The sequence below is a fragment of the Collinsella aerofaciens genome (assembly GCF_041537385.1).
Classification (GTDB): Bacteria; Actinomycetota; Coriobacteriia; order Coriobacteriales; family Coriobacteriaceae; genus Collinsella; species Collinsella aerofaciens_BV.
Window position 1 is genome coordinate 357,910 of record NZ_JBGORS010000002.1, and the last position, 21,918, is coordinate 379,827.

Below are 21,918 nucleotides of genomic sequence, written 5' to 3' on the forward strand. Positions count from 1 at the left end.
GCAGGAAGCATTCCGTCGCAGCCTAATGAAAGGGACTGGGTTGTAAATGTTGGAGAAGAGCCGTTAGCGCCCGGGGGCCAGGATCACCAGCGCGTCGTGCTCAAAGGGATGCTGAGCCACGCGCACGGTGCCGTCACCGTTATCGCGGACGGGCAGCTTGGCGATGCGCTTGTCCTCCATGTCGAGGACCGTCGCCGTCCAGCCGCGCGCGCCGTCGAGCTTAAACTTGAGCGCCGTGGTGCGCGGCAGGTACGTGACGACGCGATCGCCAACGCGCGCCACACGAATGGCCTCGCGCGCGTCATCGAGGAGCTCCTGCGCCGGAACCACGGCAAGCGCGTCGTCGGCAGCCGTGGCACCCAGGCCGGCAAGCACATGCTCAATCGCGCCAAAGTCCCACACGCCCGCAAACTGCAGGCACTCTTGCCAGCGGAACGGCATGTCGAAGCCCTCGCCCAGCACCGAGCCTTGGCTGCGCGATGTCTGCCAGTTCCAAACGCCGTGTGCGCCGTAAGTTACGCCGGCACTGGCGCCGGCAAGAATCGACGACCATACGCTCGCGCGGCAGTCCTGCGCGGTGAAGCGCCAGTACACGTTGCGCGAGGCACCCATCTGCTCGTAACAGGGCTCGGAGTTGACCATCGGCTTTTTGGGATAGTTGGCGATAAAGTCCTGCGGCAGGCGCCAGGCCTCGGGCTGGCCCTCGTAGTTGTGGCCGGGTTGGAACATGTAAAAGTCCAGGCGGTCCAGGTACTGTGCCGGAATGGTGCGGTTGCCGCGGTTGATATGCATAGTGCGCAACGCCTCGGGCGCGCGCTTGACGACTTCGTCGAGGGCATCCTCGTAATAGGCGATCGCCTCGTCACCGGCAAAGTCGGTATCGCCCGTCACCACGTAAACGGGGTCGAACTCGCCCAGGTTCTCGACGACGCGGGCAACGTGGGCACGGACCTCCTCGCGCGGCATAGCCTCGGCGCCGCAACGCTCGGCAATCTTGGCGCCCCAGGTGCCGGGCACGTAGTTGCACCACATAAGCACGAGTGCCGGACGAATGCCGTGCTCGACGGCAGCGCGGCACATGGCGGCGGCGCGATCCCAGTACGCCTGGTTGGGGCGGGACCAATCAAAATGCACGCCGTCCTCGCTGGCATAGGGCCAAATGCCCAGATCGGGGCAGCAGCGATCCCACTGCGGCAGTGTGTTGATCTGCAGCACGTTCATGCCCTGCTCGGCGCGACGGGTCAGATAGTAGTCCCAATCGGCCTCGGTAATGCTCGTAAACGCGCTCCAGCACGTATCGGCAAACCAAAAGAACGGTTTGCCCTCGCACAAAAAGCCGTCCTGGCGACCGTTAACGGTCAGCTTTCCCAAACTCATCTGCATGTCCTTTCGTCTGATAAAGGAGTTGCGAACCGGCAGATTCTTTCGCGGTAACCCCGCGCGAAAGCACCTGGCGCTTAGCAAGCCCCGGCGAGTAGGCGCCACGCGCCCTAATCAGTCTACCTTGTAAGAAGGGCCCCGTCGGGCTTGCGCCTGACGAGGCCCTGTCGTGTAGGTAAGGTCGTATGCGTCCGAATGGTTTGCCCTTAGGCCTCCATCTCGGCGAGCTCCTCCTTGGAGAAGCCAGTGGCAAAGACGACGGCAGCGGCGATGACAAAGGAGATTGCCATACCGACGATAGCCCAGACGGTGTTCATCTGGCCACCCTGCAGGTAGTTGGTGAAGACCAGGAAGTTGGAGGCGCCGCCGGCCAGGTAGTAGGTAACACCCATGAGGCCGGAGAACACAGCGCCGATGGCACCGCCGATGAACATGCCAAGCATGGTGCGACGGAAGCGCATGAGGATACCGAAGAGCGCGGGCTCGGTGACGCCGCCGGCGATGGCGGAGATGACGTAACCGATGGCGAGAGACTTCTCGTCGGGGTTCTTCATCTTGAGGAAGGCACCGAAGGCGCAGCCCCAGACGGCGGCCATAGCGCAGTTGGTGGAAACGAAGACGAAGGGATCGTAGCCGGCAGCGATGATCTGAACCTGAGCGAGCAGGATGACGGGCATGTGCATGCCGCAGACCACGAAGAGCTGCCAGAAGGCGCCGAGGATGGCCATGACGATCAGGATACCGATACCGCCAAGGTCAGCAAGGCCAAAGAGGGCGTTGGCGATGAGGCTGCCGATCTCGTTGCCGATCGGTGCAAGGACGATGAAGGCGATGGGGATGGTGACGATCATGGTGCAGAACGGCGTGAAGACCGTGGACAGCACGTCGGGCATGACCTTCTTAAAGAACTTCTCGATGAAGTAGAGGACGGGCACCGAGAGGATGATCGGCAGGACGGACTGCTGGTAGTTGGCAGCGGCGATCTGGATGCCGTAGACGGAGATGATTCCGCCACCCTCCTGAGTCGCGACACTCACGACGGACGGGGCCATGAGAGCGCCGCCGAGGAGCATGCCCAGAACCGGAGAGGCGCCGAGCTTCTTAGCGGCGGCATAGCCCAGGTAGATGGGGATAAAGGTAAACGTGGCCTCGTACAGGGTGGTGTAGAGGAACGTGTAGGTCGGATCGGTATCGGAGAGAACGCCGAGCATGGTGGGACCGAGGACCGCGGCGATGGTGCGGAACAGACCGCCGGCCATGAGCAGCGGGATCAGCTGGGTCATGGAGCCCGACAGGTAGTCGAGGATGATATTGGGCAGGTTCTTGAGCTCGAATTTCTCCTTGGGAGCATCGAGGTTCTCGTCAACGGCGACACCCTGCTTGACGCCGGACATGGCGACGAACTCGGCAAGCACCTTGGGCACGTTCTGGCCGATGATGACCTGGAGCTGGCTGCCGGCGAACTGGCAACCCAGAACACCCTTGACCTTCTTGATCTTCTCCACATCGGCCTTGCCGTTATCCTTGAGCGTCAGACGCAGGCGCGTCATGCAGTTGGTGGCGACGGTAACATTCTCCGCACCGCCCACGAGCTCGAGGACATCGGTGGCAATCTGTTTGTTATCTACTGCCATGGGACCCCTCCCCATATCATCGTGTGCCAGCCCCCTTGGGCTTAGGCACGCCTTTGGCCCGGCGACTATAACCCCTTACGGTTGCCGGACCCTTGGATACGCTTTTGTAAACAAGGTGTTTACTGAACGTTTACGGGCTTTAGTTTACACGGAGCGCCATATTTGTGGCAATTTTGCCGTCTACAGTCCGGTGAACGGTAGGAAATCGGGGGTGAACGTATTTGAATGGCGGGAAATGGTCTCTTTGACCCTCTATTGATATATAGCCATTTACGTGGGATTTTATTTTGATGAACACCTCACTGATCTGTTAACTCATCAACAGAATCCCTGCTAGAAGCTAGTAAACATATGGTTAGTAGCTCACGACGTGTTCAATTTTGCCGTTTACCGAGTTCATCTGGCTATTCTTCAATTCTAGATTACACTAAACATGTTTAGTTTGTATTGCCGCAGATGCCAGGCATTCGCGGCGTAAGGGAGGCAGCTCATGGAGCTCAAATTGTGTACCTACGCAACCGTCACCACCTTGGGCGACTTTGGCCCCTGGATCAGCAAGGTCGTACTCGACCTGCCCTGCACCGTGCGCGCCAACGACATCGACGCGAACAGCTTCCATATATATGTAGAGCGTCACGAACGCTCGGGCGAAGTTCTGATGCGCAAGGAGCGCGGCGCCGACCATGCCGCGCCCTCCGTGGGTTACATCGACATTCTGGCCGCATATCCGTGCGACGAGAACGGACGTAAGCTCGCCGTGGGCACCCATGTGGCGCTCGAGGTCGCCGAGCAGCGCCTGACCAAAAAGATCGAAGGCGGCGTCATGGGCTCTCGCATGCTCGATGACCAGCTGCGCATCACGCAGCTCACGGCTCTTCCCGGCAACGACGGCGACGATCCCACCTGCGGTCTGATCTTCGACACCTGCCGTGGCGATATCTGCCCCGCGCTCAAAGGCTGGAGCAATGCCGTACAAAAGACCGCCGTCAATGGCATCGCACTCGAGTACGGCTTCTTTGAGCCCAGCTTTAAGGCAGAGGACTCGGCATGCTTCAACCCCTTTGCGCCCGAGGCAACGGTCGTGCCCCAAAAGGCACCGCTCGTGGTGTATCTGCACGGCGCCGGCGAGGGCAAGGGCGCCACGCAAGGCGAAGGCGCCACGCGCGCCTATATCGGCAACCGCGTGACGGCCATTAGCCAGGCGCAGATCCAGCGCTACTTTGGCGGCTTTGCCTGGGTGCTCGTGCCGCAGTCGCCCACGTTTTGGATGGACAACGGCGTCGAGCAACTCGGTCGCTCCAACCAGAGCATCTACTCCTCCGTGCTCAAGGCGCTTATCGACGAGTTTGTCGCCGAGCATGCCGGCCGCATCGACACCGACCGCATCGTGGTCGCCGGTCTTTCCAACGGCGGCTTTATGACCCTGCGCCTGTGCGCCGACTACCCCGATTTCTTCGCCGCGGGCCTTCCCTGCTGCGCCCCGTGGTACAACGCCACGGACGAGGACGTGGCCGCGCTCGCCAAGACGCCGCTGTGGTTTACGCACTCCAAGGGCGACGAGCTTGTGTCACCGCAACAGACCGTGCTGCCGCTCACGGCGCGCCTGCGCGATACCGGCGCCAACGTGCACCTCACCTACTTTAGCCATGTCGAGGACCTGACCGGCGTGTATCGCGAAGCCGACGGCTCGGCCAAGAAGACGTTCAACCACGGCGTGTGGATCCACCAATTCAATGACCTGTGTTATCAAGACTTCGACGGGGGCAACGTACTCATCGACGGCGAGCCGGTGGGCTGCTGGGAGTGGTCGGCCAGGGTTTCGAGGTAACCATCCCATCGGGGGCTCTGACCTTTAGTTTTGTAAACGTCCTCGCGCATGAGCCCCGCTTATCCTGCTCCTTCGGAGCATCGGATAAGCGGGGCTCGCGCTGCGGAATGTTTACAAAACTAAAGGTCAGAGCCCCCTAAGTTAACGTTGTTCGAAACGCTGGTCGGCCGCTTCCGGCGGGCCGCCGGGTCGCGGGCGATGGGGGCGTGGGTCCCGTCTTGCCTTGCGCGTAACTGGCTGAATTGATTTTGATTGGAGCTGTTCCTATGTCCCAGAAGTTGACTCGAGTGATTGTTACCACTGATATGGAAGTCGATGATATGAACTCGCTTGTTCATTTGGCTCTGTATCTCAACTTGCTTGATGTTCAGGCTGTGGTGTATACGGCTTCGCAGTATCACTTTCTTGGGGATGGGGTTCATACGCTCGGCGAGGTGAATTCGCATTGGCGGACCAAAGGGCGGCGCTCTTATGAGTGGGCTGTTGTGCCTCATGAACCCGATCCACTAGCCGGCGAGCTTCGTGAGTATCGGCCGTTTCCCGAGCATTGGATTGAGAGCCTCTGGAGCAATGAATATGCCCAGGCTTGGCCGCAGTTGCAGGCAAATGCGGCCGCTGCCGGTGAGCCGCCGTTTCCCACGCCCGCCCAGATGATCGAGCGCACCTTTGTGGGAAATGTTGCCTTTGAGGGTGATGTGACTGAGGAAACTGAGGGGTCTCGCGTAATTGCGCAGGCGATTTTGGATGATGATCCGTGTACGTTATGGCTGCTCAGCTGGGGTGGCATGAACACCATCGTTCGCGCCCTCATGAGTATTGCCGAGCGCTATCGCGCCACGCCCGAGTGGCCCACTGTGCAGCAGCGGGTCTATCAGAAAGTGCGCGTGATGGGCGTTGCCGATGGCGTGGGGCAGGATAACTCGTGGCTCGACCATGGGCGCGAGCTCTTTCCCGAGCTCATCTTTTGGCGTACGCCCTATATGTATGGCAACTATTTCGACGCCAAAACAGCTCAGCCCGATACGCTGCCGTTGTTTAAGGCTCCTTGGCCTGAACGGAATCTCACGCAGGGCAACGGACCCCTCATGGCACGCTATATGCTCTATGGCGATGGTAAGGTCTACGAAAACGAGCCCGAGCGCTTTCAGTTTGGCAAGCATGCCCGTCTGGATTGGGGCCTAGAAGGCATGCCCGCGGTGCAGTTTGAGCGCGGCGATTTTATGGCCGAAGGCGACAGCATGACCTATATTCCGCTGCTTCCGTTTGGCCTGCGCGGTATTGACGACCGCGACTTCGATACGCTGCTGGGACGCATGTTTTTTGATGGGCATCCCGATGCGAACGCGCCCGTCGGTTTTGCCTCCATCGGCACGCCCGCAGACGACAGTCTCAATCCCTACCTGCGTGCCTATCAGGAAGACTTTGCCGCCCGCGCGCAATGGTGTGCCCATGATCCGGCCATCTGCTCGCATCCGGCGCATGTTGTCGAGGTCACTGCCGACCGCAGCGCCACAGCCGGCGAGCGCGTCAACCTTACAGCGACCATCGTCGACCCCGACGGCAAGGGCTTCGATGCACATTGGGATGTGGCCGTAGACCCATCGAGCTATGCAGGCGTCCAGGATCTGTCGATGTGGCAAGAATGCACGGAGGATGCCACTTTCATCGTGCCCGCCGACACACGACCCGGCGACCGCTTTGTGCTCACCCTCACCGTGCAGACGCGCGCCGAGCGCCCCTGCAGCCGCTACGCCCAGGTCGCCGTAACCGTGGCGTAGCAAGGGCAACGCCCACATTCGACAAAGAGTGTCCCCAGGCGCCAAACGAGCGGGGATTTTTGGACGCCCAAATGACGAGAGTGGATAATCTCCCACTTTGAGCCTGCACACAGGCCAAAAACGGGAGATTATCCACTCTCATTCTGCGGGTACTCATTGGGGACGTACTTAAATGACTAGTCAGACAAGAACGTCCAAGTGCCAAAAAGGGGCACCGTCGGAATATCCCGGCGGTGCCCCTTGCGCTGAACTGTCCCCCAGAGGAGAAAAATACCTGTAGGAAGCGTTACTCCTCGTCAAGCTCGGCCTGGTCGGCCTCGGTGATGCCAAAGAAGAAGGCGAGCACGGCGGAGACGATAAAGGCCACGGCAAAGCAGATGCCAAAGTTGATGAGGTTGCCCATGCCCGGGGTGAGGTAGCCCAGGAACACCAGGAAGTTGGAGTTAGCACCAGGCATGCCCAGCGTCACGCCCAGAATGCCGGCGAGCAGACCAGAGATGGCGCCGCCGATAACCATGCAGGGAATCATACGCTTGAAGCGCATGATGCAGCCAAACAACGCGGGCTCGGTCACGCCACCGAGGATAGCCGAGATGACATAACCAAAGGTCAGGGCCTTCTCCTCCTTGTTGCGAATGCGCAACGCGGCTCCAAACACAGCACCCCACACGGCTATCATGGCAAAGTTGGACGCAACAAAGATGAACTTGTCCTCGCCCAACGCCATAAAGGTGGCGAGAGCCGGCATGATCACGGCGATGTGCATACCGGTCAGGACAAACAGCTGCCACAGGCCGCCGACGATGGCCATGGCGATGTAGAAGCCGATACCGGTGCCCGCCATACCAAAGAGGACGGCGGAGAGCAGGTTACCGAGCTCGTTGCCGATAGGACCAAGCACGATAAGCTCGATGGGCACCATAACGACCATCGTAAAGAACGGCGTAAAGACGGTAGACAGAACGTCCGGCACAATCTTCTTAAAAAACTTCTCGACCCAGTAGAGTGCGGCGACCGAAAGCAAGATCGGCAGGACGGTCTGCTGGTAGTTCTGCAGCGGAGCGCTGATGCCATAGACCGTGAGCGAGGTCTCGCCGCTCTGGGCGAGCGCCACGATGTCGGGGCAGATGAGGATACCGCCGCAGAACATGCCGAGCTCCGGACTCGCGCCGATCTTCTTGGCCGCGCTGTAGCCCAGATAGACCGGCAGCAGGTACATGGCCGCGTCAAACAGGTAGGTGTAGAACAGCAGGTAGGTGGGATCGGTCTCGGGCACCAGGTTAAAGACCTGCGGACCGATGAGCGTGCCGATACACTTGAACAGGCCACCGGCCATCAAGATGGGGATCAGCGCCACCATGGAGCCGGACAGGTAGTTGAGGATGTTATTGCCAATAACCTTGGGCGTGAGCTTTTGCTTGGGCGCGTCGAGGTTCTCGTCGATCGCGGCGCTCTTGGCAAAGCCGCCCATCGCACACACCTCGTCATACACCTTGGGCACGTTCTGGCCAATGATGACCTGGTACTGACCGCCCGACTCCTGGGCGCCGATGACACCCTTAATCTTTTTGACCTTGTTGGTATCGGGAATACCGTTGTCCTTGAGCGTGAAGCGCAGACGCGTCATACAATGCGTCACACCCGAGACGTTCTCCTTGCCGCCGACGGCTGCAAGCACGTCCTCGGCAATCTTCTTGTTGTCGGCCATAATGACCTCCTTTTCTCGCGGGACCCGCCCGCCGGCACCTCTACGGCGCCCTCAACAACCCGTCGCCCGGCTGCCGCGATTTGTAAGGGGTATGGGGAGCTTCGCGGCGGCCTCAGGCCGGTTTACCTGCAGCGATAACCGACGCTGCTGCGGTATATCTACACCCGGGGGTGCGAGATACGATGAATGTGCATGAGCACGTATAGCTTCTCGGAGTCGCTGATCTGGCATCCAAAATGTTCCTCGATAAGGACACAGGCGTAGTCGAGAACCTCAGCCGAACGGCCCATCTCGCCGCGCACGGTTCCGTAAAGCTCCGCGCCGTCGGTGTTCATGGGCTCACCGGTACGAATGCGCCCAAACAAATAGTGGATATGGGTAGCGAAGCGTGCAAACTCAAAGCCGTGGCGGTCGACCTCGATTCCGTAGGTCTTCTCGATCCTTGCGATGATGGAGCCAATGAGACGTTCATCGTCGCGGGCCTCGGCGTCGGTTTCGGCCTCGTTCTCGGGCGCCAGACGCGCGTTGAGCAGGCACATGGCGATCCCCACGCCCTCGCTCTCTGCAAGCTCCACATTGAGGGCATCGAAGATACGCCTGAGGGCAAAAACGCCCACCTTGTACTCGATGGGATACATCTGCGCCACGTCATAGGCGAGCGGCATCTGCACGGTAATGCCGCGCTTGGCGCGCTGCAGGGCAAAAGTAATGTGGTCTGCAAGGGCGAGCACGGCGTTGTGACTGAGTTCGTAGGGGAGCTCCAGGTCGGCGGCCTGAATGATTTCGGCAGAGACCGCGAGCACGCGGGGCGATAGCTCTTCGAGAAGCGCCAGGTAATGTTCGTCCACGTTGTAGAAGGTGCGCTCGATAGCGGCGAGCGGCAGGTCGCCCGTCTCCTTGTCGATAGCGAAGGCGATGCCCTTGCCAAACGCAACGACGCTTCGACCCTTTGAGTCGGTGCACATAACTGCGTTGTTGTTGATTCGCTTGACGACCTTCACGGTTCTTCCCTTCGGCAACGGCGTTCTACGGCGGCGCATGGCGTACATGCGCGGGCGCAAATCGACGAGCCGCCCGATCATGCCTCGAAGGGAGTCGCACTCAAGCTGAGCTCTTTATAGTATTTAAGCGTCATTGAATCGCTTTAATAGCGGAATTGTAGCCGCGCCTGGCGAACGGTCGGCATTAATCGGTGAACGGTCGATCCCCTGCGCGGCCGACACCGCCTCCCGTTTAGAGGTAGCCCCAGGCAAGGAGTGTCCCCAGGTGCCGGCACAAAAGGAACGTCCCCAAGTGCCAAACGAGCAAGGATTTTTGGACGTCCAAATGACGAGAGTGGATAATCTCTCACTTTGAGCCCACAAGCAGGCCAAAAATGGGAGATTATCCACTCTCGTTCTGCGAGCACTCATTTAAGTACGTCCCCAATGAGTGCTTTCGCTTCTTTTAACAAAACGCCCGGCGGGCACAAACTGCTCGCCGGGTGTTTTGGTTAGGAGGCTATGGTTGTTGGGAAGCCTTAGGCCAGGTCCTCGCCGTTCGTCTCGATGACGTGTTTGTACCAGTCGAAGCTCTTCTTCTTGGAACGCTTGAGGGTGCCGTTGCCTGCATCGTCGCGGTCGACGTAGATGAAGCCGTAGCGCTTGGACATCTCGCCCGTGCCGGCCGAGACCAGGTCGATCGGACCCCAGGTGGTGTAGCCTAGCAGGTCAACGCCGTCCTCGGTCACCGCATCGCGCATCGCGGCGATATGCTGGCGCAGGTAGTCGATACGGTAGTCGTCGTTGATGGAGCCATCCTCCTCGACAACATCCTTAGCGCCCAGACCGTTCTCGACCACAAACAGCGGCTTCTGATAACGGTCGTACAGGTCGTTAAGGGTGATGCGGAAGCCCAGCGGATCGATGGCCCAGCCCCACTGGCTCTCCTGCAGGTAGGGATTCTTGGCGCCGGCGAAGGCATTGCCCTGGGTGCGCTCGACATCGGGGTTATCGGCACCGGCGGAGCAACGGGTGCTGTAATAGCTAAAGCTGATGAAGTCGACGGTGTTGGCGGCCAGGATCTCGCGGTCCTCATCCGTCATGCCCACATCGATGCCCAGACGCTCGAGCTTCTTGACGGCATAGGCCGGGTAGTAGCCGCGGCTCTGAACGTCGACGAAGAAATAGTTGCTCTGGTTGTCAATCTGAGCCTGGCGCACATCGCCCGGACGGCAGCTGTAGGGGTAGTAGCTACCTGCGGCAAGCATGCAACCGATCTTGACCTCAGGGTCGATCTCGTGAGCGATCTTGGTTGCCCAAGCGCTGGCGACGAGCTCGTTGTGGGCGGCCAGGTACTCGACGGCCTCCTTGTTCTCGCCCTCCTCAAAGACCAGACCGGCGCCCATAAACGGCAGGTGCAGAATCATATTGATCTCGTTGAAGGTGAGCCAATACTTGACCAGGCCCTTGTAGCGGGTGAAGAGCACCGTCGCGAGGTTCTTGTAGAAGTCGATGAGCTTGCGGTTGCGCCAGCCGCCGTACTCCTTGATGAGGTGGATCGGGCAGTCGAAGTGCGTGATGGTCACGAGCGGCTCGATGCCATACTTCTTGCACTCGCGGAACACGTCCTCGTAGAAGGCCAGACCGGCCTCGTTGGGCTCGGCCTCGTCACCGTTGGGGAAAATACGGGTCCAGGCCAGGCTCATGCGGAAGGTCTTAAAGCCCATCTCGGCAAAGAGGGCGATGTCCTCCTTGTAGTGGTGATAGAAGTCGATGGCTCCGTGCGCCGGATAATAATGGTCGGCATCGCATTCGAGCATCTTGAGGTCACCGAGGCAGACCGGGAAGCGGTCCTTGCCGTGCGGGACCACGTCCACGTTGGCCAGGCCGCGGCCATCCACGTCGTAAGCGCCCTCGCACTGGTTGGCAGCCGTCGCGCCGCCCCACAGGAAGTCATTACGGAAAGCCATGCATCAATCCTTTCACACGCTGTCTGTCGTAGTTTCAGTATCCCCGCAAACGGGGCCTCTCTCAACGACAGCGGCGCAGGCCGACACTTCTTTTCGCACGCAGGCGCCCCGCAGCCGCACCCATCTGACACTTTTTGATACCTGCCCGCCCAAACCGCCACAAAGGGGACAGACACCTTTATTGTGGCTTGGGCCCGGTTTGTCTTGATCTGTAACAGGTAGACCGCCAAAACCGGGCCTGGTGTTACAGATCGAGATCTTTCGGGCACACTCTGCAGTTTGTCTCGATCTGTAACAGGTAGAGACGATTTAGCCCGCTAGATGTTACAGATCGAGACAAACAGGAAGCCCCTAGTCGCAGGTGATGTCGAGGTTTTTGCCGACGAGGCCCACGTAGCCGCCTTCGGCTGCCTTGGGGCTGTCGGCGTGGCAGAGGACCCACTTGTCGGCCTTCCAGTAGCAGTAGCTGTCACCGGCGGCAGGCATGTCGGCTGCAGCCTCGGGGCGCGGGCCATTGGTGCCCGCCGGCAGCGCCACCATCACCTGGAAGCCGCCGTCGTCGACCATGCAGGGCGTGTAGTGGAGCGTGGTGTTGAAGACTTCGACGACCGTACCCGCCGGCACGCGGAACGCCTTAACGCACGCGGTGTCGAGCTTGGCGTCCTCGATCTCCCAGCGATGCGCCACGAGCAGGATAAAGTCGCGCGCGCCCAGGTTGAACTCACTCGCGCGGTGATACTCCAGGCAGTTGAGACGCGTATTGTGGCCGTTGCACCAGCCCAGCTGGAAGGGACGACCGCCAAACATGAGAAAGCCCAGTTTATCGGCATCCTTGACACCCTCGAGCTCCGGCGCACTTGCTACGTACTTGCTGCCCTCGGGAATGGGCGTGGCAGAAAGCGCCTCGAGCACGGGCGACGTGAGCTCGGACGAAACATTATCCCAAACGTTGCCATAGGACTTGAACTCGGGATCGGAAACAGAGTAGATATGCATGTTCACTCCTGTTCGTAAATGTGACTATACGAACATTCTAGAACAAACATGAGCGATTTTGAACGCTCATCCCGACCACTCAACAAAAAGGCGCCCCCGCACAAGCGAAGGCGCCCAATGCGCGCGTTTTGGACGATAAAGTCCTTACGCCTGCCGATAGTGCAGGTGCTTCTCGTCGATATCGGCCAGGTCGCGGTCGAGATAGCGACGCGCAAGCCAGTTTGCCATGGGGAGGTTCTGGTCCAGATAGTTACCGCACTCCTCGGGAGCGGCACCGGGGACATCGCCCTCAAAGCCGGCGACAAACTCGAACAGCTCACGCACGAGCGGCAGGATCTCCTCGCTCGTCACCTCGCCAAACACGACGAGGTAAAAGCCCGTGCGGCAGCCCATGGGACCAAAGTAGACAATGCGGCTCGACCACTCGGCATGGTTACGAAGGAACGTCGCGCCCAAATGCTCAATCGTGTGGCACTCGGCCGTGTTCATGACCGGCTCCTTACTAGGCGTGGTCAAGCGCAGGTCAAAGGTGGTGACGGCGGCGCCGGTCGCCGGATCGCGGTCGATGCGGCTCACGTACACGCCGGGCTCAAGCAGCAGATGGTCAACGGAAAAACTCGCGATACGCTCCATGGCAGTTCCTCTCGGTAGTTAAATTGGGACGGGGCTCTTTTAGCTGGTTCGAATGATCGCACCAATCATACCAGTCAAAAAAGCCCCGTCCCAAATGAGCTGCCTAGGACGGGGATCAATGAGTTTTTTATCCCCGTCCCAGAAAAATCCTTGGGCGCCGCACAGCCGCCTAGGCAGTGTAGGCGATAGTCGCGTCGACAGCATGGCGCCAGCCGGTGATCTTTTTGGCGCGCTCGTCGGCGGGCATGGCAGGCTCCACGATGCCGCGGGCCCCATAGACGTCGACGACATCGCGCGTATACATGCCCAGCGCAATGCCGCAGGCCCAGGCCGCACCCAGGCCGCTCATCTCGTCGTTGCTCGCGATACGGATAGGCGAGCCGACCAGGTCGCTCTCAAACTGCATCAGGTACGCATCGCGCGTGGGACCGCCGTCAACGCGAAGCTCGGCAAGCGCCGCGCCCGAATCCTCGACCATTGCGTCAATTACGTCAAAGATTTGATAGGCGATCGACTCGTCGGCGGCCTTCACGAACTCCGCGCGACCCGTGGTGCGCGTCATGCCAAAGACGCAGCCCTCGGCGTCACTCGCCCAGTGCGGCGCGCCCAAGCCGGTAAACGCCGGCACAAAGTAGACACGGCTCGCCGGATTGGCGGCGTAGCACAGGTCGGTAACTTCCTCGGGGTTATTGATGAGCTCCAGATCGTCGCGCAGCCACGTCTTGACGGCGCCGGCGTAGCTCACGTTGCCCTCGAGCACGTACTCGGTCACGCCGTCCATGCGCCATGCGAGCGAGCTCGAAAGCCCGTGCGAGCTGGCAACGAACTCGTCGCCGACATTCATCATGACCGAGCTGCCGGTGCCATAGGTCGCCTTGGCCATGCCGCGGCTATGGCAGCCCTGGGCAAACAAGGCGGCATGGCTGTCGCCGAGTACGCCGTGAATGGGCACGGGCGCCGGCAAAAAGCCGCCCAGGTCCGTCATGCCGAACAGGTCATCGGAATCGGTCACCTGTGGCAGGCAGGCTGCATCGACGCCAAAGGCCTGGCACACCGGCTCGCTCCAGCAGCCACGGCGCAGGTCGAAGAGCTGCGTGCGGCTGGCATTGGACCAGTCGCAGCGAAACTCCGCGCCGCCCGTGAGCGTCCAGACCACCCAGGCATCGATGGTACCCAGGCACAGCTCGCCCGCCGCGGCAGCCTCGGCAGCAGCGGGAACGTTCGCGAGGATCCAGGCCATCTTGCCCGCCGGGTAGTAGGGCGAGAGCACCAGACCCGTCGTGTCACGCACCAGCTCGGCCACACCCTCGCGCGCGGCCAGCTTGTCGCACAGCTCGCGGGCGCGGGCGCACTGCCACACCACGGCGTCGCACAGCGGCTCGCCCGTCGCGCGGTTCCAGGCAACGGTGGTCTCGCGCTGGTTGGAGATGCCGATGCCGGCGACGTCGGCCGGATCGACCCCGGTCTCCTCCACCACGGCACGCGCCACGGCCAGAACATTGGCGGCAATCTCGGCCGGATCATGGCTCACCCAGCCGGCCTCGTTGACAATCTGGCGATGCGAGCGATCGGCACGATGAATCAAATGGCCGCCCTCGTCCACCAGCAGCGCCTTGGTGCCCTGCGTGGATTGATCGATTCCGATGATGTATTTGCTCATGTACTCTCCCATTCCTTCCGCCAAATCGAAGACGACCCGACGGACAAGGAGCGAGCGGCCGTCAAGTGCCGCAGATTGCCGTAAAAGAGGAGCGCCGCGTACTCTGCGTACGCAAGCGACGGTTTGAACGGCAAGGTGCGGTGCTTGGCGGCCGCGCAGCGTCTGTTTCTACTAGTTGCCGAGGAACTCGGCGACCGTCTTGGCAATGCCTTCGCCGGTGAGGCCGTAGTGCGCAAAGACCTCGGGGCTCGTGCCGGTGATGACCGGCGCGTCGGGCAGGGAGAGGCACTTGACCGGACACGGGCAATGCTCGCCCACCACCTGCGCGACCATAGAACCCAGGCCGCCGAAGGGGCTGTGCTCCTCGACCGTCACGACGGCGCGCGTGGCACCGGCGGCCTCAATCACGGCCTCGGCGTCAAGCGGCTTGACGCAATACATATCGAGCACCGTTGCCGAGATGCCCTGCTCGGCCAGCAGGTCGGCAGCGTCCACGGCATGGCGGACCATCTCGCCGGTGGCGACGAGCGTCACATCGGTGCCGCGGCGAACCCAGGTGGCACGGTCCATCTGGAACGGACACTCGTCCTCGGTATACACGTCCTCGACCGGGTTGCGCCCCACGCGGATGTAGGCCGGCTTGTTATCGTTGACCAGGGCGCGCACGAGCTCGGCGGTCTGGAAGCGGTCGCTCGGCAGATACACGCGCATGTTGGGAATCGCGCTCATGGCGGCGATATCCTGCGCGGAGTGATGGCTCATGCCCAAGGCGCCGTAAGACACGCCGCCCGAGATGCCGATGAGCTTGACGTTGGTGTTGGAGTACGAGACGTCGACCTTGCACTGCTCATACGAGCGCGTGGTCACAAAGGACGCCGGCGAGGCGGCCCAGGCCTTCTTGCCGCACGAAGCCATGCCGGCGGCGATGCTCACCAGGTCCTGTTCGGCAATGCCGACCTCGACGGACTGCTGGGGATACTGATCGAAGAACGGCGTGAGCGACGCGGAGCCGCGGGAGTCGGAGCACAGGACGACGATGTCTTTATCGGTTGCGGCGGCCTCGAGCAGCGTGTCGCAGATAACCTTGCGGTTGGCGATCTTGTTAGCCATTGATAGCCTCCTTATGGGCAGCGAAATCGGCGATGATCTGGGCATATTCCTCATCGTTGGGCAGGCGATGATGCCAGGCGGCCTTGTCCTCCATAACCGGCGAGCCGTAGCCCTTCACCGTGTTGAGGATGATGACCGTGGGCTTACCCTTGGTCTCGGCCGCAAGCGTCAGCGCGGCGTCGATGGCCTGAATGTCGTTGCCCGGAATGGAGAGCACGTTCCAACCGAAGGCGGCCCAGCGCTCCTCCTGCGAATCCTGCTTCATGACGTCCTCGGTGCTGCCGCTGATCTGCAGGCGGTTGCGGTCCACGAGCGCGCACAGGTTATCGAGCTGGTAGTTGCCGCCGCTCATGGCGCCCTCCCAGACCGAGCCCTCGGCAAGCTCGCCGTCGCCCATGATGGTGTAGACGCGGTAGTCGCGGCCATCCATCTTGCCGGCAAGCGCCATCCCGACGGCCACGGGCAGGCCGTGACCCAGCGAGCCCGAGTTCATCTCGATGCCCTTGAGCTTGTTGTTGGGGTGGCCGATGTAGGGGCTGCCGAACTTGGAGAAGCGGGCCTTGACGTCATCGAGGTCAAGATAGCCCTCGTGGCAGAGCACCGCGTAGTAGGCCTCCATGGCGTGGCCCTTGGAGAGCACGAAGCGATCGCGGTTGGGATCGTCGACGGTCTCGGGAGAAATGTTGAGGTGGTTGGCGTAGAGGGTCATGAGGGCATCGATGACCGACATGTCGCCGCCGATGTGCCCGCCGGCGCCAGCCATGATGATATCGACGCAATCGCGGCGAAGGTCCCAACGCAGGGATTCAAGCTCTTCGATAGTTGCCATTTCTACTCTCCTCGCAGGTAAGCTTTGACGTCTTCTTCGATGGGATCGTACAGGTCGGGGACAATGCCGATGTACTTGCACGCCTCGTAGAGCACCGGCACCACGTTGGCGTGGATGGCGACACAGTGGTGGATGTAGGGACCCTCGACGATCTTGGCCTCGAGGCGCTTGAGGTTTTCGACCTCGACCCACAGGTAGGTGCCCATGCCGGCCGGGCCGTCGATGCCGCGGGCGTTGCCCAGCAGCAGCGAGTACTCGCCGTTGTCGCCGTCAAAGCGGGCAAGGGTGAGGTCGCCGTGCTTGGCCTCGGCCGTCAGCGCGCCGGGGTGATCGAAAGCCAGCGGGTAAGTGAGCTTGGGCTTGACGGCCGCGCAGCTGCAGGGCCAGGGGCCGCAGTGCTGCAGCAGCTCGCCGTTCTCGTTGTCGGGATGACGCACGGTCCAGTCGGCAAACATGCCGCGGTGACGGCCCAGGTCGGCGGCCTCGACCATCAGCGCGGTGATGGCGCCGTGGATATCGGTCTCGCATACGATAGGAATGCCCATCTCGTTGAGGATGGCGTTGGCGGCGCAGGGCATAATGCCCAGCTCGTCCTGCAGGGCGTTCCAGCACTGGATGGCACCGGCGTTGCAGCCGTACTTCTCGACCAAGCGCTTCATGGCAATGGCAAGACCGGCCACAGCGGGGACCTTATCCTCGGGGATGCAGATCTCAAAACTGTCGGCAATGTGGGCGAGCATGGCTGCCATGGCCTGCTCGTCGGCCTGGGCGTCGCGCACGGCCTGGACAAGCTCGGTCATGGGGATGGGCGAAAGCTGGATGTTGAACTTCTCGAGCAGCTCGCCCTCGTTGCACATGGTGGACCAGAAGTCGAACGGGCGAGTGGCCATCTGCAGGATGCGGGTGTGCTTGAAAGTCTTGACCACGTTGCACACGGCCAAAAAGTCCCAGACGCCGCGCTCGAACTCGGGGTCGGTCAGGCGGCAGTTGGTCATGTAGGTAAAGGGCACCTGGAAGCGGCGCAGGACCTTGCCGGTCGCGAACAGGCCGCACTGGCTGTCGCGCAGACGGGTGCCGTCGGGCTCGGGGCGCTCGTCGCGCGGACCCCACAGCAGCACGGGCAGGCCGAGCTCGCGGGCAAGGCGAGCGCAGACGTACTCGGTACCAAAGTTGGCGTGGCACAGCATAATGCCGTCGACGCCCTCGGCGCGGAACTTCTCGACGATAGGCGCGATATGGCTGTCGTCGAATAGCAGGCCCTCGTCGTTGATGTCGTCGATATCCACGATGTCGACGCCGATCTCGCGCAGGCGATCAGCCGTCAGGCCGCGATACTTGATCGCGTCCGGCGCGCTAAAGATACTGCGGCGCGTGGGCACAAAGCCGAGCTTGATCTTATCCATGTACGTCCTCCCCTAATCACATGTTCAGTAAACAGACGCATGTTTCGTTTTGTTCTGTTTACTAAATGTTTTACTCTTTTGTTTAGTAGTTTAGCGCGAAAGTCCCGTAAACGGTAGAGAAATCAGCCTAAACGGTATGTAAACAATCTGAACATACAAGGGCAACAAAAAGAGGGCCCCGAAGGACCCTCTCTATCCGCATATGTATGTACGCGAAATCAATACCGCCCTATTCCCGCGAGCACACCGCCCGCGGGGGTAATCTGGCTGCAAGGCCCGTGGTTACGCGCCCATCTTGCGATAGACGTCCACGAACTCCTTGGCAAGGATGCCAAAGCCCTCGGCACTCATAAGCTGATCCTCGGCATGGACAAGCAAAAGATCGATGCTCAGGTTCTCGCCAGCTGCAGTCTGCTGGACAAGGCCACCGTGAGCCGCGTGACCCTCGGCATAGTGCTGCTGGCCCTCGGCGATCTTCGCCTCGGCCTCTTCGAACTTGCCGTCACGAGCTAGGTGAATCGCATCGATGTAGCAGCTGCGCGCGCAACCGACGCCTGCAATGATCTGAAAGCTCTGAAGCTGAATCTCTTCTGCCGTCATACCTACAGTCCCATCAGTTCCTTGGCCTGGGCCAGAGCCTTGGCGCCGTCCATCATGCCGTAGATGGCCATGGGGATCACGCCGACCGGTACCTCGGGGCACGCGGCAGAGACCTCGTCCTTGGCATAGCCAACCTGCGGCCCAAGCAGGATGCAGTCGGCATTGCGGCCGATGGTGGCAGCCTCGCTGACGGCGTGGGCGGAGACCTCGCACTCCAAGCCCTCGGCGTCGGCAGCCTTCTTGATGTTCTTCATGATGATGCTCGTGGACATGCCACCGGCGCACATAAGAACGATGTTTTTCATTGCAGTTCCTTTCCTGTAACCCCTCACAGGGACTTATATGTTTCGGCAATCAACGCGATCGGCCGAACCTACGAACTTACGGACAATGACCTACTCGGCAGAAGCCTTTGCGGCGGCCTCCTCCTCGAGGGCCTCTTTGTCGGCCATCTTGACAAACGGGATGAACAGCAGGGCAACGGCAAGAATCGCAGCGCAGACAATGACAACCAGACCAGGACCGCCGATGAAGAAGTCGGTGATGGGCAGCGGCACGACGAACGGCATGTTGACCGTCGGGTTATACGCGTTGCCAAGACCCAGCAGCAGACCAATAGCGGCAACGGCGCATGCGACCGGCTTGAGCAGGATGTAGGGGATGAACATATAGGGGTTCATGGCGACGGGCGTACCAAAGATGATGGGCTCGGAGATGTTGAAGATGGCAGGCACCAGAGCGACCTTGGAAAGCGTCTTGTAGCGCTCGGACTTGGCCGTGAGCAGTGCAAGCTCCATGCCCAGGGCGTCAACAGAACCCACGGAGAACATAACGATGAACGGCAAATACGGAAGCGGCTGGCCGGCAAGGTATGCCTCGACGTTGGCCAGAGCGCACGTCGAAACGACCGGCATGTACACGCTCATCAGGACGCTGGGATGTACACCAAAGAAGAACAGCAGGTTGCACAGGATAAAGTAGACGACGACGGCCCACGGGCTGGAGCCCAGGAACATAACGGGCACCGCAATGGTGGAGTTGATGAGGTTAAAGACATCGCCGTAGCTCGTCAGGCCCATGCCCCACTTAAGCAGCGCGGCCGAGGTAAAGATGACGATGGCGCAGAACATCGGGGACAGCGAGTCGTTGACGAACTGCGGAACGGAATCGGGCATGGGAATGGCGATATGCTTCATAAGGAAGTTGAGCGCCTTCGGCACGATCAGCGCCACGAGCAGGGCCACGAACAGACCCGAGCTGCCCAGGTAACGGGTGGTGATGAAGGTCGAGCCGTCCTCGGCATGGCCCAGCGGGATCAGCAGGAGCAGAACGCCAATAGACGCAACCGTCGTCGTAAGGCCCTTGTTCTCAAGCACCTTGCCGTAGGAGTACGAAACCGAAGCGCACATGTAGATGGCACCGAGGTTCATGGTGACGACCAACACATCGGCAATCGTCGCCGACATGCCAGTGCCGGTAAGGAACGCCTGCAGCGGCGGGATCGGCAGTCCGTTGATGATGGAGAGCAGCGCCACGCCCAGCGTAACGGGCATGGTCGCCATCATGCCGGACATAAGGCCCTTTACGACCTTAAAGCTGCTCACTTTGTGGGCAATGGGGCCCACGTGCTTCTCGAGGAAGCCCTGCATCGAATCGAGAACGCTCATTTCGTGTTCACTGATCCTCTCTAAACGATTCATCTAGCTGTCAAGCGGGAAATTGCGGCCGACTCTTTCCCGCCTATGACCAAGGGAAATATGGTTATGCCTTGAGCTCGAGGACGAGGAGCCAATCCCCAACCTCGGGTTTGTCAGGCAGTGTGATGCTGTCCGTGACGACAGAGACGTTCTCGCCGTCACGGTATGCGCCCGTGCGGGGGTTAAACCATCGGCTTGCATAGGCAGCGCCCGTCGGCACGCCCTCGATAGCAAGCTTTCGGCGCACGGTATCGCCAAAGTACGCGACGATGCGCGAAAGGTCTCGGTTGGCGGTTGCCAGCGGAGCCTTGTTGGTAAACAGGTTGCCCGCATCGGTCGTTTCGTAGGGAGCGAGCTCCCAGAAGTGATTTTCTTCGTAGAAGGAGCGCATATAGCCCATCTGGACTGCACCCTCTCCGTCTACCGCCTGGGCCCACGTAATGCCAAAGCGGTTGAAGATCGCCATAAAGGGATCGAGCTCCTCGGGACTTTCCCACACGTTGTCCCAGATGCCCTGGGCTCCGTAGGTATAGCCAGCGCCGCCCGCCTGCATGCAGATATACGCCACGCGACGCAACATGTCTGCGGTGCACAGGCGCGTACCCATTTCCTCGAGCGTCGAGCAAAACTCGTAGAGCGCCTCGCCCTCGACGAAGGGCTTGTCGTCATGAGCTGCCAGATAGTCAAAGTAGTCGCTCGCCTTGATCAGGTAATCGCCATGACCGGCCTGGTTGAGCGTAAAGTCCATCCAAGCCTCGTCCTGGTAGTAATCGGCAAAGGGGCGCTCGTTGGTATAGTGCGCCGTAGCCAGGTGGCCATAGCCGTCGCGGGCCTCGATCTCCAAGGCGACCTCACGCCATCCGTCGATCAAAGCGGCTCGATCTTCTTTGCCATACCCGGCAACCTCGCCGGCAAGCGTCCAAACCATCGGATATGCGCCATAGCGCGCCACCAGATAGCGGGCAAGGTGCTTTTGATGCTCCACGCCATGATCGCCGCGAATAGAAAACGCCCATGCCTGGCCAAGCGCGTTGACCAAACCGGCATCGGCGACATAGGCCATGCGGCGATCAAGCTCCTGCCGGTAGAAAGCAACATTGGGCAGATCCTCTGCGCCCTTGGGCATACCGCCGTCAATCCAGTAGCGACCATCTGCGCCCATGTCAGAGCGCAAGTTGGTCTGGTAGACGGTAAATCCCTGCTTGGCACGCAGGTCGACCATGCCGCGGAACTGACTCGTCATGCCAGGGTGGTTCGACTTGTCCCAGCTCTCGCGGTAGGCAAACTCCCAGTGGGTGTCGCCGAGCCAAAAAAACGGCGTGCCATCCGAATAGGCAAATAAGTGCGGGTTGTCCGCGACGCGGATAAAGCCGTGGCGATACAGGTCGAGGTCGCCCGTGTACGGTACAGCCTCGACGCTGCCCACACGGCCATTAAGACCGGTCTGCTCGGGAGCCTCGATACCATAGTTCCAAGCGCCGAGCTCGGTCGGGGCAAACGAGACGCGGTAGGTGCGGTCGCCGTCCCAGTAGGCCTCGCGGCGGATCACCCTGCCGCTCGGACCGACAAACTCCGCCCAAATCTCAACATCCAAAAACGGGTTGTCGAACGAACAGGCGCTCTCAAACGTCAGAACGACCGGACGCCAGATCTCGGCGACAGCGTCTTGGTTCAACGACGTATCCATTACAGACCCCTCTCCGGTCTTAATA

17 protein-coding genes are annotated in these 21,918 nt (G+C 60.6%); 2 read left to right on the forward strand and 15 right to left on the reverse strand.

The annotated features are described in order from the left end of the window. Window positions 1–63: 63 nt before the first annotated feature. On the reverse strand, window positions 64–1,377 hold the full coding sequence (locus tag ACEG18_RS04990) for a glycoside hydrolase family 140 protein (RefSeq protein ID WP_372541544.1): 1,314 nt from the start codon (window positions 1,375–1,377) through the stop codon (window positions 64–66). A 209-nt stretch (window positions 1,378–1,586) separates the two neighbouring features. Then, window positions 1,587–3,014 (reverse strand): PTS transporter subunit EIIC, encoded by a 1,428-nt coding sequence (locus ACEG18_RS04995; RefSeq protein WP_372541546.1) that lies wholly within the window; start codon window positions 3,012–3,014, stop codon window positions 1,587–1,589. A gap of 490 nt (window positions 3,015–3,504) precedes the next feature. On the opposite strand from ACEG18_RS04995, the gene ACEG18_RS05000 reads away from it, so the two are divergent. Further along, window positions 3,505–4,842 (forward strand): prolyl oligopeptidase family serine peptidase, encoded by a 1,338-nt coding sequence (locus ACEG18_RS05000; protein WP_372541548.1) that lies wholly within the window; start codon window positions 3,505–3,507, stop codon window positions 4,840–4,842. 266 nt (window positions 4,843–5,108) lie between these two features. Continuing rightward, complete coding sequence (locus ACEG18_RS05005; protein ID WP_372541550.1) at window positions 5,109–6,620, forward strand: nucleoside hydrolase-like domain-containing protein; 1,512 nt, start codon at window positions 5,109–5,111, stop codon at window positions 6,618–6,620. Between the two features lie 286 nt (window positions 6,621–6,906). Here the strand turns inward: ACEG18_RS05005 and ACEG18_RS05010 are convergent, their stop codons facing one another. The 13 genes from ACEG18_RS05010 to ACEG18_RS05070 all read right to left on the reverse strand — a co-directional run bounded on the left by ACEG18_RS05010 (window position 6,907) and on the right by ACEG18_RS05070 (window position 21,893). Then, complete coding sequence (locus tag ACEG18_RS05010; protein ID WP_372541551.1) at window positions 6,907–8,328, reverse strand: PTS transporter subunit EIIC; 1,422 nt, start codon at window positions 8,326–8,328, stop codon at window positions 6,907–6,909. 158 nt (window positions 8,329–8,486) lie between these two features. Then, entirely contained in the window at window positions 8,487–9,329 is an 843-nt protein-coding gene (locus ACEG18_RS05015; RefSeq protein WP_372541553.1) for a PRD domain-containing protein, read from the reverse strand. A 518-nt stretch (window positions 9,330–9,847) separates the two neighbouring features. Next, window positions 9,848–11,278, reverse strand: a complete 1,431-nt coding sequence (locus tag ACEG18_RS05020) for a 6-phospho-beta-glucosidase (RefSeq protein WP_372541554.1) — start codon at window positions 11,276–11,278, stop codon at window positions 9,848–9,850. Window positions 11,279–11,629: 351 nt separating this feature from the next. Continuing rightward, window positions 11,630–12,274, reverse strand: coding sequence for a DUF4867 family protein (locus ACEG18_RS05025; protein WP_372541556.1), 645 nt, complete (start codon window positions 12,272–12,274; stop codon window positions 11,630–11,632). Window positions 12,275–12,418: 144 nt separating this feature from the next. Further along, window positions 12,419–12,907, reverse strand: a complete 489-nt coding sequence (locus ACEG18_RS05030; protein ID WP_372541558.1) for an S-ribosylhomocysteine lyase — start codon at window positions 12,905–12,907, stop codon at window positions 12,419–12,421. A 169-nt stretch (window positions 12,908–13,076) separates the two neighbouring features. Next, the gene (locus ACEG18_RS05035) at window positions 13,077–14,567 is read right to left on the reverse strand and encodes an FGGY family carbohydrate kinase (protein ID WP_372541559.1); all 1,491 of its coding nucleotides are present in this window, start codon (window positions 14,565–14,567) and stop codon (window positions 13,077–13,079) included. Between the two features lie 171 nt (window positions 14,568–14,738). Continuing rightward, window positions 14,739–15,677 (reverse strand): transketolase family protein, encoded by a 939-nt coding sequence (locus tag ACEG18_RS05040; RefSeq protein WP_372541561.1) that lies wholly within the window; start codon window positions 15,675–15,677, stop codon window positions 14,739–14,741. Next, a complete protein-coding gene (locus ACEG18_RS05045; RefSeq protein ID WP_372541563.1) occupies window positions 15,670–16,506 on the reverse strand; it encodes a transketolase in 837 nt (278 codons plus the stop codon). The genes ACEG18_RS05040 and ACEG18_RS05045 overlap by 8 nt, the downstream gene beginning before the upstream one ends. A 2-nt stretch (window positions 16,507–16,508) precedes the next feature. Further along, the gene (locus tag ACEG18_RS05050) at window positions 16,509–17,909 is read right to left on the reverse strand and encodes an L-fucose/L-arabinose isomerase family protein (RefSeq protein WP_372541565.1); all 1,401 of its coding nucleotides are present in this window, start codon (window positions 17,907–17,909) and stop codon (window positions 16,509–16,511) included. Window positions 17,910–18,191: 282 nt separating this feature from the next. Beyond that, complete coding sequence (locus ACEG18_RS05055) at window positions 18,192–18,509, reverse strand: PTS sugar transporter subunit IIA (protein ID WP_118205836.1); 318 nt, start codon at window positions 18,507–18,509, stop codon at window positions 18,192–18,194. Between the two features lie 2 nt (window positions 18,510–18,511). Further along, a complete protein-coding gene (locus ACEG18_RS05060) occupies window positions 18,512–18,814 on the reverse strand; it encodes a PTS sugar transporter subunit IIB (RefSeq protein ID WP_117821150.1) in 303 nt (100 codons plus the stop codon). Window positions 18,815–18,904: 90 nt separating this feature from the next. Further along, window positions 18,905–20,176: a PTS sugar transporter subunit IIC gene (locus tag ACEG18_RS05065; RefSeq protein ID WP_158558708.1), complete on the reverse strand. Its 1,272-nt coding sequence runs from the start codon at window positions 20,174–20,176 to the stop codon at window positions 18,905–18,907. A 94-nt stretch (window positions 20,177–20,270) separates the two neighbouring features. Continuing rightward, window positions 20,271–21,893, reverse strand: coding sequence for a glycoside hydrolase family 140 protein (locus ACEG18_RS05070; RefSeq protein ID WP_372541568.1), 1,623 nt, complete (start codon window positions 21,891–21,893; stop codon window positions 20,271–20,273). Between the last annotated feature and the right edge of the window lie 25 nt (window positions 21,894–21,918).